The sequence below is a fragment of the Acetitomaculum ruminis DSM 5522 genome (assembly GCF_900112085.1).
Lineage (GTDB): Bacteria > Bacillota > Clostridia > Lachnospirales > Lachnospiraceae > Acetitomaculum > Acetitomaculum ruminis.
In genome coordinates this window covers 186,246-203,358 of the sequence record NZ_FOJY01000001.1, presented here as the reverse complement: position 1 = coordinate 203,358, position 17,113 = coordinate 186,246, and the positions used below count along the sequence as shown (strand labels likewise).

Annotated in this window: 11 protein-coding genes and 1 pseudogene; 1 reads left to right on the top strand and 11 read right to left on the bottom strand. The window is 32.9% G+C overall.

From position 1 onward, the window contains the following. Positions 1 to 17: 17 nt before the first annotated feature. The 9 genes and pseudogenes from BM153_RS00830 to mutS all read right to left on the bottom strand — a co-directional run bounded on the left by BM153_RS00830 (position 18) and on the right by mutS (position 13,157). Positions 18 to 2,873 carry a penicillin-binding transpeptidase domain-containing protein gene (locus BM153_RS00830; RefSeq protein WP_177205520.1) on the bottom strand — a complete coding sequence of 952 codons (2,856 nt, stop codon included), beginning with the start codon at positions 2,871 to 2,873 and terminating at the stop codon, positions 18 to 20. Next, positions 2,866 to 3,384 carry a rod shape-determining protein MreD gene (gene mreD, locus BM153_RS00825; RefSeq protein WP_092869876.1) on the bottom strand — a complete coding sequence of 173 codons (519 nt, stop codon included), beginning with the start codon at positions 3,382 to 3,384 and terminating at the stop codon, positions 2,866 to 2,868. Before mreD ends, BM153_RS00830 begins: the two co-directional genes overlap by 8 nt. An 11-nt stretch (positions 3,385 to 3,395) precedes the next feature. Continuing rightward, complete coding sequence (gene mreC, locus BM153_RS00820) at positions 3,396 to 4,238, bottom strand: rod shape-determining protein MreC (protein WP_092869875.1); 843 nt, start codon at positions 4,236 to 4,238, stop codon at positions 3,396 to 3,398. 27 nt (positions 4,239 to 4,265) lie between these two features. After that, the gene (gene mreB, locus BM153_RS00815) at positions 4,266 to 5,285 is read right to left on the bottom strand and encodes a rod shape-determining protein (protein ID WP_092869874.1); all 1,020 of its coding nucleotides are present in this window, start codon (positions 5,283 to 5,285) and stop codon (positions 4,266 to 4,268) included. Between the two features lie 55 nt (positions 5,286 to 5,340). Further along, positions 5,341 to 6,036: a RadC family protein gene (radC, locus tag BM153_RS00810; protein ID WP_092869873.1), complete on the bottom strand. Its 696-nt coding sequence runs from the start codon at positions 6,034 to 6,036 to the stop codon at positions 5,341 to 5,343. Positions 6,037 to 6,173: 137 nt separating this feature from the next. Next, a pseudogene (locus tag BM153_RS00805) lies at positions 6,174 to 7,466 on the bottom strand (methionine gamma-lyase family protein). A 14-nt stretch (positions 7,467 to 7,480) separates the two neighbouring features. Beyond that, positions 7,481 to 8,422 (bottom strand): tRNA (adenosine(37)-N6)-dimethylallyltransferase MiaA, encoded by a 942-nt coding sequence (miaA, locus tag BM153_RS00800; protein WP_092869956.1) that lies wholly within the window; start codon positions 8,420 to 8,422, stop codon positions 7,481 to 7,483. Between the two features lies 1 nt (position 8,423). Next, positions 8,424 to 10,487, bottom strand: a complete 2,064-nt coding sequence (gene mutL, locus BM153_RS00795) for a DNA mismatch repair endonuclease MutL (protein WP_092869872.1) — start codon at positions 10,485 to 10,487, stop codon at positions 8,424 to 8,426. 48 nt (positions 10,488 to 10,535) lie between these two features. Then, positions 10,536 to 13,157 carry a DNA mismatch repair protein MutS gene (gene mutS / locus BM153_RS00790; protein ID WP_330391951.1) on the bottom strand — a complete coding sequence of 874 codons (2,622 nt, stop codon included), beginning with the start codon at positions 13,155 to 13,157 and terminating at the stop codon, positions 10,536 to 10,538. 169 nt (positions 13,158 to 13,326) lie between these two features. On the opposite strand from mutS, the gene BM153_RS00785 reads away from it, so the two are divergent. After that, positions 13,327 to 14,181, top strand: a complete 855-nt coding sequence (locus BM153_RS00785; RefSeq protein WP_092869871.1) for an amidohydrolase family protein — start codon at positions 13,327 to 13,329, stop codon at positions 14,179 to 14,181. Positions 14,182 to 14,235: 54 nt separating this feature from the next. On the opposite strand, the gene BM153_RS00780 is transcribed toward BM153_RS00785, so the two are convergent. Then, positions 14,236 to 15,846, bottom strand: coding sequence for an NAD(P)/FAD-dependent oxidoreductase (locus BM153_RS00780; protein WP_092869870.1), 1,611 nt, complete (start codon positions 15,844 to 15,846; stop codon positions 14,236 to 14,238). Then, positions 15,843 to 17,108, bottom strand: a complete 1,266-nt coding sequence (locus BM153_RS00775) for a BaiN/RdsA family NAD(P)/FAD-dependent oxidoreductase (protein ID WP_092869869.1) — start codon at positions 17,106 to 17,108, stop codon at positions 15,843 to 15,845. The genes BM153_RS00780 and BM153_RS00775 overlap by 4 nt, the downstream gene beginning before the upstream one ends. Positions 17,109 to 17,113 lie beyond the last annotated feature (5 nt).

Here is a 17,113-nt window from a genome sequence, read left to right as displayed (position 1 = left end):
CATTCCTCCTATTTTTTTTAATCTCCCACTACCTGACCTGAACTGTTGGCCATGCCATCAATTATATTCTCATAGCCTTCTTCTTTAAAATAATACCTGATTACTTCACTTCCTATTTCAGCAGCATTACCGGATGAATAGCCGTATGGTATTCGTGTCGCCAAAGCTATTTGAGGAGAATCATATGGAGCATATGACACAAATAATGCATGATTTCCTCTTGTTGAAACTTCTTCGGCAGTACCGGTTTTTCCAGCGGCATCCGTAGTTGTATTCTTAAAGGCATCCAAATCGCCAATAACTGCATGCATACCTGTATGTATGGCATCCCATGTACTAGCGTTTACTTCATCGAGTGTATTATAAACTGCAGGAGTAAAATCTTCAATTGTATTTCCTTCACTGTCTGTAACTTTATCAAGAAGACTTAAATTGTAACAGGTTCCGCTATTTGCTACGGTTGTTACATATCTTGCCAACTGCACTGTAGTATAGTTGTTACTACCTTGTCCTATAGCTGACCTTACAGAATCTTTATCTGAAATCTCCGGATCACTCTCTGGAATCTCTACTCCGGATTTCGCATTTAAACCGTACATTGAAGCATATTTTTTCAAAACTGACAAACCAAGGTCTGAATCATAAGATCCATTTGACTGTCCAAACATATAGCCTAATTCATTAAAATAATAGTTACAGGAATGTTGAATCGCCTGTGATACATTTAATGCACCATGTGCAGATGGATATTTCCAGCATTTAGCCGGAGGAGAAATGGCATTAAATATTCCTGTACATGTAAAGGTAGTACCGGTAGTAACATATCCTTCTGTCAGGCCGGCTGTGGCGGTTATCATCTTATAGGTTGAACCGGGAGCCGTTTTTTCCTGTGTTGCATGATTAAACAAAGGTAATGATTTATCCTTTGTAAGTGCTGAATAATAATTAGCATCTACTGTATTGGCAAGGCGGTTATTATCATATCCGGGATACGAAACCATCGCCAATACTTCTCCGGAATTTACATCTGTAACAACACATGAAGCTGAACAAGGATCCAAAGCCAACATTGCAGGTGTTATAACAAGTGTTTTTATTTTATTATACATAAAATTATATGCACTTACACTGCCGTTTGAAAGGCTTTCAGCTTCTGAGCCTGTATCCTGTATAATTCCCTGGTCAAAAAGTATTAGACATAATTGTGAATCTGATATGGCATCGTTTTTTATCATATAATCGTATACGATTTTAGAAAATCCGTCACTTTCAAATATATGCTTTGTAATGTATTCAACAAGTGACTGGTATACTTCTGCTGAATCAGAATACTTAACCGATGTTTCAATCTGAGTGGAATCAAGATTTCCACTGGAGATAGCATAACTCAAAAACTCATAAAGACTGATGTTTCCTTTAGTCCATTTATCAAATGTTTCATCGTCCTTGAAATTTGAAGTAACAATAACACCTGCAGCATTTAAAGATGTCTGAATATAATCGCAATATGCTTGTATTTCTTTTGTATAAGTATTATAAGGTTTAGAACCTGAGGAATCATTTATAATTCCGGTAAGGTTTGAAACCGCTGCAGCTTTAGCAACTTCATAGGCTGATAAAATTGCTTTCTCATTTTCTGAGGCATCATTAGCCGTAAAATGATTAATATCTATAATATTATTGTTTATCAAGGCAAAATATACATCATCCATAGGAATTTTTATTTCGCTGGCTTTTGCAACATTTTCAACATTGTAATTTTTAACATTAATTAATTTACTGCAAATAATTCCTGCGAGCTGTTCCTCTATCATCTTATATACTTTTGCCTGTAAATCTTTATCAATTGTAAGATATACATCATTTCCCGATGAAGAAGGAACAAAATCAGCTTCTTTTATTACTTTACCTACATTGTCAACATATAAAGTTTCACTACCTTTGCTTCCCTGAAGATAAGAATCCATAACCTGCTCTATGCCTGCTTTACCAACTATATCTGTTGAGTCGTATTTTTTCTCATCTTTATTCAGCTTTTCCATTTCTTCATCTGAAATAACTCCTGTATAGCCCAAAATACTTGATAGACATACGGAATCATTATATTTTCGAATAGTATTTTCTTCTATATTTACGCCAACCAGTTCATCTATATGTTCCATTACTGCTGCTACTGTAGCATCGCTAACCTGATTAGCCACTGTGGTAGAGATATATTTTTGATAAGCATTTTGAGCAAGAGCGAACCTTACTGTTATTATCTTAATTGTCTTAACTTTGTCATATTTATCAGAAATCCCATAAATTGCACTGGATGATAGATATTTCACAACATCTTTAGCACTTGCCTTTGCTTCATCATATCCCAAATCTTCGTTATATTTTAAATCATCTGTATATTTATGACCGAAAATATCCGCTAAAAAACGTAACAATTTTGTTCCATCTACCAGAAATTTGTAATTTCCACCTTCGTCAACGCCTATATTAAAATCGCTGACCACCTTATCACCGTTTTTTTCTACGATATCTATTAAATCTGAAATAGTTTTATTTATAGCTTCATTTTTTTCTTTTCTGGTGGAATATGTTCCGTTATCCTCTATGGTCACATCATAAGAAAGCTCATTATAAGCCAACAATTCACCATTTCTGTCATAAATTTTTCCTCTGGTTCCGGCAATAGTTATTTCTCTTTTTATAGTCAAAGTAAAATTTTCAAGATAATTAGCTCCTTCTACTATCTGAAGAACAAAAAGTCTTGAAGTAATTATTGCAAAAATTGCCAATATGGTGATAACTAAAACCAGAGTTCTTGATAATATATGTTCATTTACAAAATCTTTTATATTATTAATAATTCGTTTAAACAAATTTACTGTTGCTCCTTCTTTCTGAATTCTCAAGATATTCATTTATGCGAAGCAAAATCCTGTAAAGAATAATGGTTACTAAAATCGTATAAATAAAGCTTGGGATTATTGTATGTAATAAATAAAATACAAAATCTGTTCTTCCTCTAAACAAAAACAGGAAAAAGTAAATCAAAAAATTATATGATAAGTCACTGGCTCCGATAAGTATCATTGGAAGTTTAATATCTTCCGGATAAAAAATTTTGTTAAAAAATCCATTTACATAACCAATGTACATGTACAAAAGTGAATAAAAGCCAAATACATTTCCAAAGAATATATCTACAATAATTCCGCATAATAATCCAGCATACATCCCCTGCTTTTTACCTTTCATAAATCCAACACATGATGTAATAATAAGTAAAAGGTCAGGAGAAATATTTGCAAAGCTCAAGGCTTTAAATACTGTACACTGTAAGGCAAAACATACAAATACAGTTAAAAAAAATATTAAAAATTTTTTCAAAGTTTGCCTCCTTATTTAAGAGCCGTAATGACTAAAACTTCCTGCATATGCTCAAAATCCACAACCGGAGTTATAGTTCCTGTCTTGGTAAGTCCGTTATCATCATCTTTTATGGATGTAATATAACCAATAAGAATACCAGGTAAATATTTATCACTTATGTTTGATGTAACAATCTGATCACTTATCTGTGAATTTGAATCAGAATCATGCATTTTTGTAAAAATCATGTCCTGATTTTTGTTCATTTGTTCAAGTCCACCTTCTATAACACAAGTATCAGATGTCTTTAAATCCATGGCTGAGACATTACTTGTGTCATCTATAATGCTTTTTACTGTCGCCCAATTTTTGCCGACTTTTGTAATTATTCCTACAAGACCGCCATCAGAAATGACATTCATGTTTTCTTTTAATCCATTATCGCTTCCACGGTCTATAATAAAAGTACTAAACCAGTTTCCAGAATCTTTTCCTATAACTCTGGCGGCAACTTTATCATAATTGGCATATTGTTCACCAAGATCATAAAGTTTCAAAAGTCTTTTATACTCATAATGTTCTGACTCAAGAAGTGAATTTTGTGTGGTAAGCTCTTCTATCTTGGATTTTAATTTATCATTTTCTTCCTGTAAGGCTTTAATGTCATTTAAATTATCTGCTTTATCTGAAAACCACAATCCCAGATTATTTATACCTCTTTGTACTGGAATAAAGATATATCCTGATACAGTCTGTAAAGGTGTCGAAGAAATATCAAATTTGTAAGTAATAACTATAAGAGTCAGACATAAAACGGTTAAAGCCAGCAATACATATTTTCCAGGCAGATTGAATTTTGATTTTTTCTTCATTTTTTCCTCCAAATGCCGGCTTTATTATTAATTATATATTTTTACTTTCATAGTATAGGCTAAAGGACGGTATTTTGAGTCCGTTGCCATTTGCATAAGTCCTTTAACTACAGATTCACTAGGTGTTTCACAGGTGTTGACTTTAATCTTAAGTTCCTGTTCAAGTAATACATCAATATTTTTAATAAGTGATCCACCGCCTGTAAGATATACACCGTGATTTATAATATCTGCTGAAAGTTCCGGTGGAGTTCTTTCAAGAATAATTTTTATATTATTAACTATAGAATTAAGATTTTCTTTGATAGCTTCATATACTAAATCTGAATCAATTGTAATTTCTATTGGAAGGCCTGTAACAATATCCCTTCCATAAGCCACCATGGTTTCAGGTTCGTCCAGTTTTATCGCTGAACCAATGGTTTCTTTAAGAGCACAGGCTGTCTTTTTACCAATGTCAATTCCATGAGTTTTTTTGATGTATGAAATAACTGATTCATCCAGTTTATTGCCCCCAAGATGAATAAGCTGACTTAATACTATACCGCCAAGAGAAAGTACTGATATCTCTGTTGTATCAGCCCCCATATCTACTACAAGAGTACCTGTTGCTGATTTTATGTCTAAACCGATTCCAATGGCATCGGCAACTGGTTTTTCAGCGATAAGTACATCTTTACATTTGATTCCACAGCTTTTAACTATATCATGAAATGCTTTCTTTTCAACTTCCGTAATATCTGTCGGAACTGCAATTATAAATTCAGCATTTTTAAGCTTTGTCTTTGAAGCTTTTTTCAAAAACTCAATAAGTAAAATTTGCATATTTTTATAATCAGCTATAACACCAAAATGAACAGGAAATGTAACTAAAATATTTCCCGGAGCTTTTTCATGCATTTCATAAGCTGCATCCCCATAAGCAAAAAGCTGATTTTTATTAATAATTGCAATTACATTTTTCTCATTGAGAATTTTTTTATCAGATTGATTAAAGATCTTAATATTGTTTGTACCTAAATCTATACCAAATATAGTATTTGACATATTGTGCTCCCTTCTAAATTCAGTGTTCAACCACTTCAGTTGAACAATTTTTACCCTACAATAAGCCTTTTTCCAGAAAACTGTAATATGAACCATCACCTATTATAATATGGTCAATAACTTTTAAGCCTAATAAATCGCCGATTTTAACCATTTTATTTGTAAATTCTAAATCCTCCCTGCTAGGAAGCATTATAGAACCGGGATGATTATGCAAAAGTACAATCTTTACCGCTTCTTTTTTCAAGGCTTCAATAAATATCTCTCTAGGCGAAACCAGCGAAGAATTTACTGTTCCTTTAAAAACACAAGCGCTATCAATAAAATGATTGCCATTGTCAAACATTGCCACTATAAGCTCTTCCTGTGTTAAAAAAGACATCCTTGGCATATAATAATCAGCTATACTTTTAGGGGAATTCAAGCTGATTTTTTCAAGGGCTTTTGAAATATTGATTCTTTTTGCAATTTCACATAAGCACATTATCTGCAATGCCTTTACCTGACCTATCCCCTTTATGGACAACAGTTCTTTGCGGGATAACTTATCAAGATAACGCAAATTGTTTTCCGGTTTAATTTTCGAAAGAACTTTTTGTGCAATGTCTGTAGACATTGCACCAACAGTCCCTGTTCGTAAAATAACTGCCAGAAGTTCCGCATCTGACAGATATTCAACCCCTTTATTAATGCACTTTTCGTAAGGTTTTTCAGAATTTGGTAATTCTTTAATTGTTAATCGTCCAGTCATTTAGTCTCCAATCCCAGATTTCTCCACATTCTTGAAAAAGGAATTCACTGAATAACTCAGTAAAATTGCCAGACAAAATTAACCATATCAGAAATATTTTAACATATTATTAAAAAATTGTATAGAAATAATTAGTTTTAAAGGCTTATTATACCTGCTTTTGTCATTTCTTCTATTGCCTTTAGTATACCAAATTTTGCATGGTACCAGGTAAGTCCACCCTGAAAATAAACATTATAAGGTTCTCTTGAAGGACCATCTGCACTTAATTCAATGGAAGAACCCTGAATAAATGCTCCTGCAGCCATTATTACTTTATCATCATAACCAGGCATATCCCAAGGTTCAGGAGTAACATAACTGTCAACAGGTGCTGCTGCCTGAATTCCGGTGCAAAATGCTTTTAGGGCTTTTTCACTTCTTAAAGTAACAGCCTGAATAATGTCATGTCTTTTTGTGTCTGCTGACGGATATGTTTCAAAGCCAAGTTTTTCAAACATGTGTGCAGCAAAGATTGCTCCTTTTAATGCTCCTGCCGTAACCACAGGTGCCATGAAAAATCCCTGAAAAAATGATCTCATAACTCCTAAAGAAGCTCCCACTTCTCTTCCTAATCCTGGCGAATTAAGTCTGCAGGCACAGTTTTCAACATATTCGGCTTTTCCTGCTATATAACCTCCAATAGGAGCCAGTCCTCCTCCCGGATTTTTTATAAGAGAACCTACTATCATATCAGCGCACACCTCAGATGGTTCGATTTTTTCCACAAATTCTCCATAACAGTTGTCTACCATACATATAATATCAGATTTGATGTTTTTTATGAATGCAATTAATTCACCAATTTTTTCTACTTAAAGAGTTGGTCTTGTGGCATATCCTTTGGAACGCTGAATAGTTACCAGTTTTGTTTTTTCATTGATAGCTTTTTTTATTCCATCGTAATCGAAATCTCCGTTTTCCAGCAAATCAACGCCTTTGTAACTAATGCCATACTCAGCTAAAGAACCCTTTGATTTTCTGATTCCTATTACTTCCTCTAAGGTATCATATGGCTTTCCAACAGGTGATAACAGTTCGTCTCCCGGGCGAAGATTTCCCGCTAAAGCTATGGAAAGAGCATGTGTACCACAGGTAATCTGAGGACGCACCAGTGCATCTTCTGTTTTAAAACAGTCGGCATATACTTTTTCTAATATATCTCTACCCTCGTCATCATAACCGTATCCTGTTGCGGTGTTGAAACATTGAGCTGAAACTTTATTTTTTTGCATTGCATAAAGTACTTTTAATTGATTATACTCAGCGGTTTCATCAATTTTTTTAAATCTATCCTTCAAAGAATCTTCTATCTGGTTTGATAAATCAAGAATTTCCTTTCTAATTCCCCCTTCTTTATACATTTCTTCCAAAAGATTTTCCTTATTCATCAAAATAATCCTTTCTAAATAATATTTTTCTCTTTTAAAATTCCTGTTATATATTCTAATATTTTATTATTGTCATAATTATATTCATTCTTATTAACCATAATTACATCTTTTTCATGATTAAACCATGTAAGCTGTCTTTTTGCGAAATGTCTCGTGCTTTTTTTTAGCAAAATAAAAGCTTCCTCCAATGTGGTTTCGCCATCCAGATAATCGAGAATTTCTTTATATCCAAGACCCTTCATAGATGTAAATTCTTTATTTAATCCTCTATTTTTCAAAGCTTTTACTTCTTCAACAAGGCCTTCCTCTATCATTTCATCTATTCTTTTTTCTATTCTTTCATACAAAAGGTGCCTCTCATCATTTAGACAAAAATATGCATAATTATAAGGAGACTCCCTGTCTTTTTCCCTTTTATTATGTTCAGAAATCAATTGACCGGTAAAATGATTATATTCCAATGCTCTTATTATTCTTTTTACATTATTAGGATGTATTGAAACTGCAGCTTCTTCATCTATTTTTTTAAGCATATTATGAAGACAGCCTTTTTCATTATCTTCTAATTTTTGAAGATAAGCTCTATATTCTAATGATTCATTGGTTTCCGTAAAATCAACATTTTTCAATACTGCCTGAATATAAAATCCGGTTCCCCCAACAATAAGTGGGATTTTACCTTCAGAATATATTTCTTCGATGCATTCATTGGCTCTATCTTTAAACACTGACACACTGAAGTTAAATTCCGGTTCGTATTCATCTACCAGATAATGCTTTATACCTCCCATATTTTCAGGTTTTATCTTATCTGTGCCAATGTTCATTTCCTTGTAAACCTGCATTGAATCAGCAGATATAATACTTGCATTTATTTTTTTTGCCAGCTCTATAGAAAGGGCTGTTTTTCCTACTGCCGTCGGGCCGGTTAATATTACAAGAGGTTTTTTCATATCATACAATCCTTTTAAATTTCTTCTCAATTTCGTATTTTGTCATGGATATCATTGTAGGTCTCCCGTGTGGGCAATTATATGGATTATCCAAAGCCAACATCTTTTCAAATAATGCCGTCAGTTCCATTGTTGATAACTCTGTATTCCCTTTTACTGCTGCTTTACAAGACATGGAAGCAAGTTTTTCCGTAATAAGTACACTTGTATCTTTAGGTGATATCTCATCAGATAAACCGGCTAGAATGTCAAAAAACATCTCCCTAGTATTTATCCCCAAAAGATTAAAAGGTACGGCTTTAACTGCAAATTCTCTATCTCCTAAAGGTTCAATTTCATACCCTAATTCTTTAAAAGAATCCATATTATTAATCAATACTTCCTCTTCTGTACTTGTTAAAGAAAGCATTTCAGGAATCAGCAAAGGAGAAGACATCACTTCGTTATTATTATATTTTTTCATCATTTCTTCATATAGAACTTTTTCGTGGGCTGCATGCTGATCAATAATCAGCATTTCATCTTTATATTGTATTATCCAATAGGTTTGAAAAATCTGTCCCACAATTTTTACCAAACCTTTTGTACTTAATTTAGCCTGTTCGATATCATTATTATTGTTTTCATTAAGAAAATCAACAATTTCCTCCTGTTTAGCTGCTTTAATTATCTTTTCATCAAGCACCGCATTTGATAATTCAACATCTAAGGCATTTTCCTTTTTTTCTACCTTTACTTCATCTGTTTCAACTTTAACATACGGTTTATCATAAGTACTTTCAAAAAGTTTATTCTCTTCTTTTGTTAAAACATTGTCCGAATTAAAAATTTTATTATTATCTAAATTATCAGAGTTCTTAATAAAATTATAGGGTTGTGTATTATTATTTACTAATTCTTTTCCTATTTCAAGAAGGATATTCTTATCATTTTTCTCCGCTTCCTTTATTATATCCAAGTTTTGTTTTCTTTCTTTTTGAATCATGGATATACGGTTTTTTTCAAAAGGTTCCGGTGATTTTACAAATTCTTTTTCTTCTCTGATTTCCTTATTCTTAAAGGATACTTCTGGAATAAGATTTTTTTGAGTCAGGCTTGAAGAAATTGCTTTATAAATTTCATCATAAAGAAAAGAGCCTTCAAAAAATCGTACTTCTAATTTGGAAGGATGAACATTAACATCTACATAATTTCCGTCTATCTCAAATAACATTGCTGTAAATGGATATTTATGTTGCATAATAAAGGGCTTATAAGCATCTTCTATGGCCTTTGATATAATGCTGTTTTTAACATATCTTCCATTTATAAAATAGTTTTCAAAATTTCTGTTCCCCCTTGTAATAGCAGGTTTTCCCACATATCCTGTAAGACTGTAATGTTCTAAAGAAAAATTAACTTCATAAAGGTTTTTCGCAATATCTCTACCATAAATGTTATAAATAACATCTTTAAGATTCCCATTACCAAAAGTATGAAGTTTTGTATTGCCATTGACTATAAGCTTAAAGGATATATCTGGATTTGAAAGTGCCAGTCTTTCAACAATTGCACTAATATAGGACGCTTCAGTCTGAGGAGATTTCAAAAATTTTTTTCTAACCGGAGTATTAAAAAATATGTCTCTGATAATAAAAGTAGTACCCTCCGGAGCCCCGATTTCCTCATGTTGGATTATTTCTCCACCTTCATTTACATATCTTACCCCTATCATTTCCATAGCCGTTTTGGTAATTAATTCGACTTTTGAAATGGCACAGATACTGGCTAAGGCTTCACCTCTAAATCCCAGATAATTCAGGTCAAATAAATCTGTGGCATCTTTTATTTTACTGGTAGCATGGCGTAAAAAAGCCTTTTCAACCTCATCTTTTTCTATGCCACAGCCATTATCCGTGATTCTAATAAGGTCTATCCCGCCGTTTTTTATTTCTATGGTAATAGCGCCGGAACCGGCATCTATTGAGTTTTCTACCAGCTCCTTAACAACAGAAGAAGGTCTTTCTATAACTTCTCCTGCTGCAATTTTATCAATTGTAAATTTATCTAATTGAATTATTCCCATATATCTTCTCCTGTTTAATTAAAGTGGAAACCTGAAATTTGTCTGTTTTTACGAAAGTTCCTTTTTTAAATCATTCAATAAATTAATGGCATCAATGGGCGTTAAGGAAAATAAATCCAATTCACGAATTTTATCTGCCACTTTCATTTCTGACGATTTTTCCTCCTCAAATAAAGAAAGCTGTTGGTAATTTTCATTATTTTCAAGAGCCTCCAGAGAAATATTATCCGTCATATCTTTATTCAAGTCATTTTCAGTAAGTGCTTTTGAAATTTCTTTTGCTCTGTCAATTACAACTTTGGGAATACCGGCTAATTTGGCAACCTGTATTCCATAACTCTTATCAGCTCCACCTTTAATTATCTTTCTTAAAAAGATTATGTCATCTCCCTGTTCTTTTACTGCTATGCAATAATTATTCACATTAGGGAGTCTTCCTTCTAATTCTGTAAGCTCATGATAATGGGTTGCAAAAAGTGTTTTTGCTCCAAGTTTTTTATCATCAGCAATATATTCTGCAACAGCCCAGGCTATACTAAGTCCGTCATAAGTACTGGTTCCCCTTCCGATTTCATCCAGAATAAGAAGGCTTTTCTTCGTGGCATTATTGAGGATTTCTGCTACTTCATTCATTTCAACCATAAAAGTCGACTGCCCACTGGCTAAATCATCTGATGCACCAACCCTTGTAAATATTCTGTCAACAATAGCAATTTTCGCCTTTTGAGCAGGAACAAAGCTTCCAATTTGAGCCATCAAAACTATAAGAGATACTTGTCTCATATAGGTGGACTTACCTGCCATATTAGGACCTGTAATGATAGCAAGACGATTTTCCTTATTATTCAAATAAGTATCATTAGAAACAAATACTCCTGATTTTGTCATTTGTTCAACAACCGGATGACGGCCGTTTTTTATGTCAATTTCTCCATCATTTGAGATTTTTGGTCTTACATAATCATTTTTCATGGCAACATAAGACAATGAGGCAAAAACATCAAGCCTTGCCACAGCTCTTGCAGTATTTTGTACCCTTACAACTTCTTTCGCTATTTTCTTTCTAATATCGCTGAATAATTCATATTCTAGAGAATATAACTTCTCCTGAGCACCTAATATTTTATCTTCTAACTCTTTAAGTTCCGGTGTAATAAATCTTTCAGCGTTAGTAAGTGTCTGCTTTCTGATATACTCCTCAGGCACCATATCTTTATAAGTATTTGTCACCTCAATATAATATCCGAATACTTTATTATATTTAATTTTCAGGCTTTTAATTCCGGTCTTTTCTTTCTCTTTTTCCTCAATATCCAAGAGCCATTTTTTACCATCGGTTTTGGCTCTTTTATATTCATCAACCATTTCATTATAACCGTCTTTAATAATACCTCCCTCTTTTACTGAAATAGGAGGTTCAGGAACGATTGCATTTTCAACAAGTTCTTTAATATCCTTTAACGGATCTAAATGCTCAAAAATTTCTTTTACAAAATCAGAATTAAAATCTTTTAAAAGAACTTTAATAGGTTCAAGCATGGACAATGAATTGGCAAAAGCTATCAAATCCCTTGGAGATGCATTATAATAGCAAATCCTACTGATAAGTCTTTCAAGATCATAGATTCTGTTTAAATATTCTCTTATTTCATCTCTGTCTATAGGTCTGTTATTAAATTCATCAATGGCATCCAATCTATGTTCAATCTCTGATTTTTTTATAAGGGGCTGTTCTATATAACTTCTTAAAAGTCTGGCTCCCATGGCTGTTTTTGTTTTATCCAAAACCCACAGCAAAGTACCATGCTTTTGTTTTTCCCTTAAGGTTTCAGTCAGTTCAAGATTTCTTCTGGTAGATGTATCTAAAACCATAAAAGCATTAGTATTGTACTCAATTATTTTTGTAATATGTGTAAGAGAAGTCTTTTGAGTATCTAAAAGATAAAGCAAAAGACCTCCACCGGATAAAATAAGCATCTGAGCATCATTATTTTCTGATTTTAAAAGATTGTTATTTTCAAAATGCTCATCTATCACTTTCTGACATCTTTCTTCATCAAAAAATTCAGGTTTTAAGGGATAAACCATTACTCCAAGCCTGAATTTCAAATCACTAAAATCAATTCCACTAATTATAAGTGCATCATTAGCTACTAATTCTGCTGGTGAAAACTTGGTAATTTCATCCAAAACCTTATTTAAAGAATCTGTGCTGGTAACAAAAAAATCTCCCGTAGAAACATCACAGGTAGCAATACCGAAAATATCTCCAACTTTTGCAATACACATTATATAATTATTTTTTTTCTCATCTAAGGCTTCCATGCTGAGATTTGTGCCGGGAGTTACAACTCTTATTACATCTCTTTTAACAATACCTTTTGTAGTTTTAGGGTCTTCTAACTGCTCACAAATAGCAACTTTGTAACCCTTTGATACTAATTTATTCAAATATGAATCAACCGCATGATGAGGAACGCCACACATTGGTGCTCTTTCTTCAAGTCCACAGTTTTTTCCTGTTAAAGTTATCTCTAATTCCTTTGATGCAGTAATGGCATCATCGAAAAACATTTCGTAAAAGTCCCCTAAACGGTAAAAAAGAATACAATCACTGTATTCTGACTTTGTACGTAAATAATTTTGCATCATTGGTGATAATTCAGCCAATTCTTTGCCTTCCTTTCTAAATTCCTGATTAACATTCAACCATGATTATAGAGTATTTCAAAAAACTATTCAACCTTAAATAAAAGGGTAAAAACATTGAAAATATATGTCTTCTTGATTATAATTTTCTTTATAATCTGACAATAATCAACAAAATGGAGGAAGAAAAATGTACTGTGAATGTCACGGACATATTGCCTTAAATGGAATTAATTATAAACTGGCTTTAGAAACTCATAAAGATAAATGTAATGAAGATGCAATATATCAAAATATAATTGCCTACAAGGAAGCAGGCATTGAATATTTTAGAGAAGGTGGAGACAAGTGGGGAGCAAGTATAATCGCTAAAGATATTTCAAAAAAAATCAGTCTTACATACAAATCTCCTGTCTTTGCAATACATAAAAAGGGTTATTACGGTTCAATACTTGGAAAATCCTTTGAAAACATGAAGGATTACAAAAATCTGGTGAATAATGCCTATAATAATGGAGCTGATTTTATAAAAGTAATGATTTCAGGAATTATGGATTATAACGAATATGGGAAAATTTCTGAATATCACATTTCTGAAGAAGAGTTAAAAAACATGGTAAATATAGCTCATAAAAAAGGCCTAAATGTCATGGCTCATTGCAATGGCAAAGACAAAATCAAGGCAGCCATTAAGGCCGGCGTTTCCTCAATAGAACATGGATTTTTCATGGATGATGAATGTATAGAATTGCTATCAAAAACCGAAATTGTCTGGGTTCCTACTCTGACACCGGTTAAAGCCGTTGAAAACATTAAAGATTTTGATAAAAATGTAATATTAAAAATACTGAAACTTCAAGAAAACAATATTAGAAAAGCTGCAAATTCCGGCTGTTATATTGCCAGTGGAAGCGATGCCGGGTCTGTTAATGTACCTCACAAAAATGGCTTATTATCTGAAGTTGACTATTTAAAGAAAATACTGGGAGATAAAGCCGATGAAATAATCCATAAAGGAAACAAAAAAATAATTGAATTATTTTAATAAAAAATGATTATCCCTGTTTATTAGCTGTAAACGGGGATAATCAAATTATATCTAAACTGGATAATACTTTTTAATAATAGCTTCTGCTGTCTTTATTCCATCCATTGCTGCTGAAGTTATACCTCCAGCATAACCAGCACCTTCTCCACAAGGATATATGCCTTTAATGTTGCTTTCAAAATCACCATCTCTTAAAATTCTAACAGGGGATGAAGTTCTGCTTTCTACAGCTGAAAGTAATGCATCTTCCCTGCCATAGCCTTTTATATGCTTATCAAAATCTGAAATTCCTTCACATAAAAGCTGACAAATAAATTCAGGTAACACATTTCTTAGATTTGCAAAAGAATATCCACCTTTTACAGATGGCTTTACTTCTCCTAAAACAGTTGTTTTCTCATTATTCTTAAAATCTTTAAGGGTTTGAAGGGGAATTTTTCCATTACCTTCCGTAAAAGCTTTTTCTTCAAGTTCTCTTTGAAAATACATGCCTGCTAAAACATCATTACCCTTAAAATCATCTTCTTTTACGGTGACAACCAATGCAGAATTAGAATTCTCACCATCTCTTTTAGAATAACTCATTCCATTGACACATATTCTTCCTTCTTCCGTTGAGGCATTTACAACATATCCTCCTGGACACATACAAAACGAATAAACTCCTCTTCCATTGCTGTTATAGGTTAATTTATAACTTGCAGTAGGTAATATTTTTGCATTTTTTTTGCCATACATTGATTCGTTTATCATTATTGCAGGATGTTCAATTCTGACTCCAACGGCAAAGGCTTTCTTTTCCATATTCAGTCCCCTGTTTTTTAACATCTCAAATGTATCTCTTGCCGAATGCCCCAGTGCTAAAACCAAAACCTGGCAATCAAGTTCCTCAATCTGTCCATTATTCATTTCTATAACAGCTGTAGTTATTTGACCGTTTTTTTCCTTAAAATCCAGTAATGTATTGGAAAAATAAAACTCTCCTCCCAGTGAAATTATCTCCTGACGAATACCTTTTACAACATCTTTTAATACATCTGTTCCAAGGTGAGGTTTGTTATCATAAAGAATTTCTTTTTTTGCCCCATGTTTTACAAATTCTTCTAAAACAAAACGATTCCTTCCGAATTTATCTTTAACCATGGTATTTAATTTCCCATCAGAAAATGTACCTGCACCGCCCTCGCCAAAAGAAACATTTGATCTGGTATTTAGTATCCCTTTTTCAAATAAAAGTTCTACATCTCTGCTTCTTTCATCTACATCCTTTCCTCTTTCTAATACAATGGGAGAAAAACCTGCCTTTGAAAGCATTAAAGCACAAAAAAGTCCTGCCGGACCGCTGCCAACTATCACAGGCCTTGATTTTAAAGGATTTGAGCCATTAGAAGGTAGTTTATAGCAGGTAGCTTTCGCCAGGACAATATTATTTTTTTTTAATTTTTTTACCAATGATTCTTCTTTTTGCCTGTTTTTTATTTTTACATCTATGGTATATACATAAAGACAATTTTCTTTATCTCTTGCATCAATAGACTTTTTAACTAAACTTATATCTTGTATGTCATCTTCTTTTATTTTTAAATTTCTTGCACATTTTTTTACAATGGCATTCTTACTATTATTTTCAACAGGTATCTTTAAAGAGCTAATCCTAATCATTTTCGTCTTTCTCCTAAATTAAAAATCACTTTTTTTATGGCAGCATTTACACCTGCTGTATACCCTGATGACCATGCCCATTGTAAATTATAACCTCCACAGGTTCCATCTATATCAATAATTTCACCTGCGAAATATAAACCTTTTACTTTTTTGGATTCCATGGTATATGGGTCAATTTCGTTTGTATCAACGCCTCCGGCACAAACCTGGGCATTATCAAAGGAGTTGGTATCATTTATTTTTACTTCAAAACTACAAATTAAATCTGCAAGACGACTTAAATCTGAATCAGAAAGATACTTTGCTTTCTTACCAAGGTCTATATTTGCAAGTTTTAATATTACATTTGTAAGTTTTTTGTTTAAAAGACCTATCATGAATTCTTCACAGGTTTTCAAACGAGCTTCGCTTCTTCTTTTAACCAGCATTTTTGTAAGAGTTGAAGTATTAAAATTAGGAAGGAAATTAATAACACACCTTACTTTGCTTTTGTCATTTAAGGCAATAGCTGCAAAACGACTAAGACACATTACAGGAATGCCTGAAATTCCATAATTTGTAAGTTGAATTTCTCCTTTTTCAGTTCTCTCTAATGTAGAATTTACATATAATTTTACTATAGCATCAGTTCTAACTCCAGCTATACTTTTAAAGAAAGTCTGCGGAGATTTAAGAGCCACTAACCCAGGTACTACCGGTACAATTCTATGACCAAATTTTAAGGCAAAATTGTAACCGCTTCCATCTGAACCCGTGGAAGGAACCGCTTTTGAACCTGTTGCAATAATCAAATTATCACAATAATAGGAAAATCCAAATCCGGTAAGAGTAAAACCTGCACCCTGTTTTACAATTTTGTTAATTGTAACTTTACAGATAACATTTACACTAAGTCTGTTAATCTCCATCCTTAATACATCCAAAACAGAAGAAGCCTGATCAGAATTAGGATAAATATAACCGTTTCTGTTTTTTGTAAGAATACCCAGCTCATTAAAAAACTGAACGGTATGAAAGGCATCCAGATTTTCAAATGCCCCTCTTACAAAATCAGGATTTTCACCAAAATAGTGTTCGACTCCCTGGTTAATGTTTGTCATATTACAACGACCATTACCGGTTGATAATATCTTCTTTCCAACCCTGTCTTTGTGTTCAATTATTGTAACTTCAGCTCCTGCTCTGGCAGCTGAAATAGCAGCTACCAAACCTGCGGCTCCACCGCCAAGAACTATAACTTTGGTTTTGCTTTTGTCCATTAACC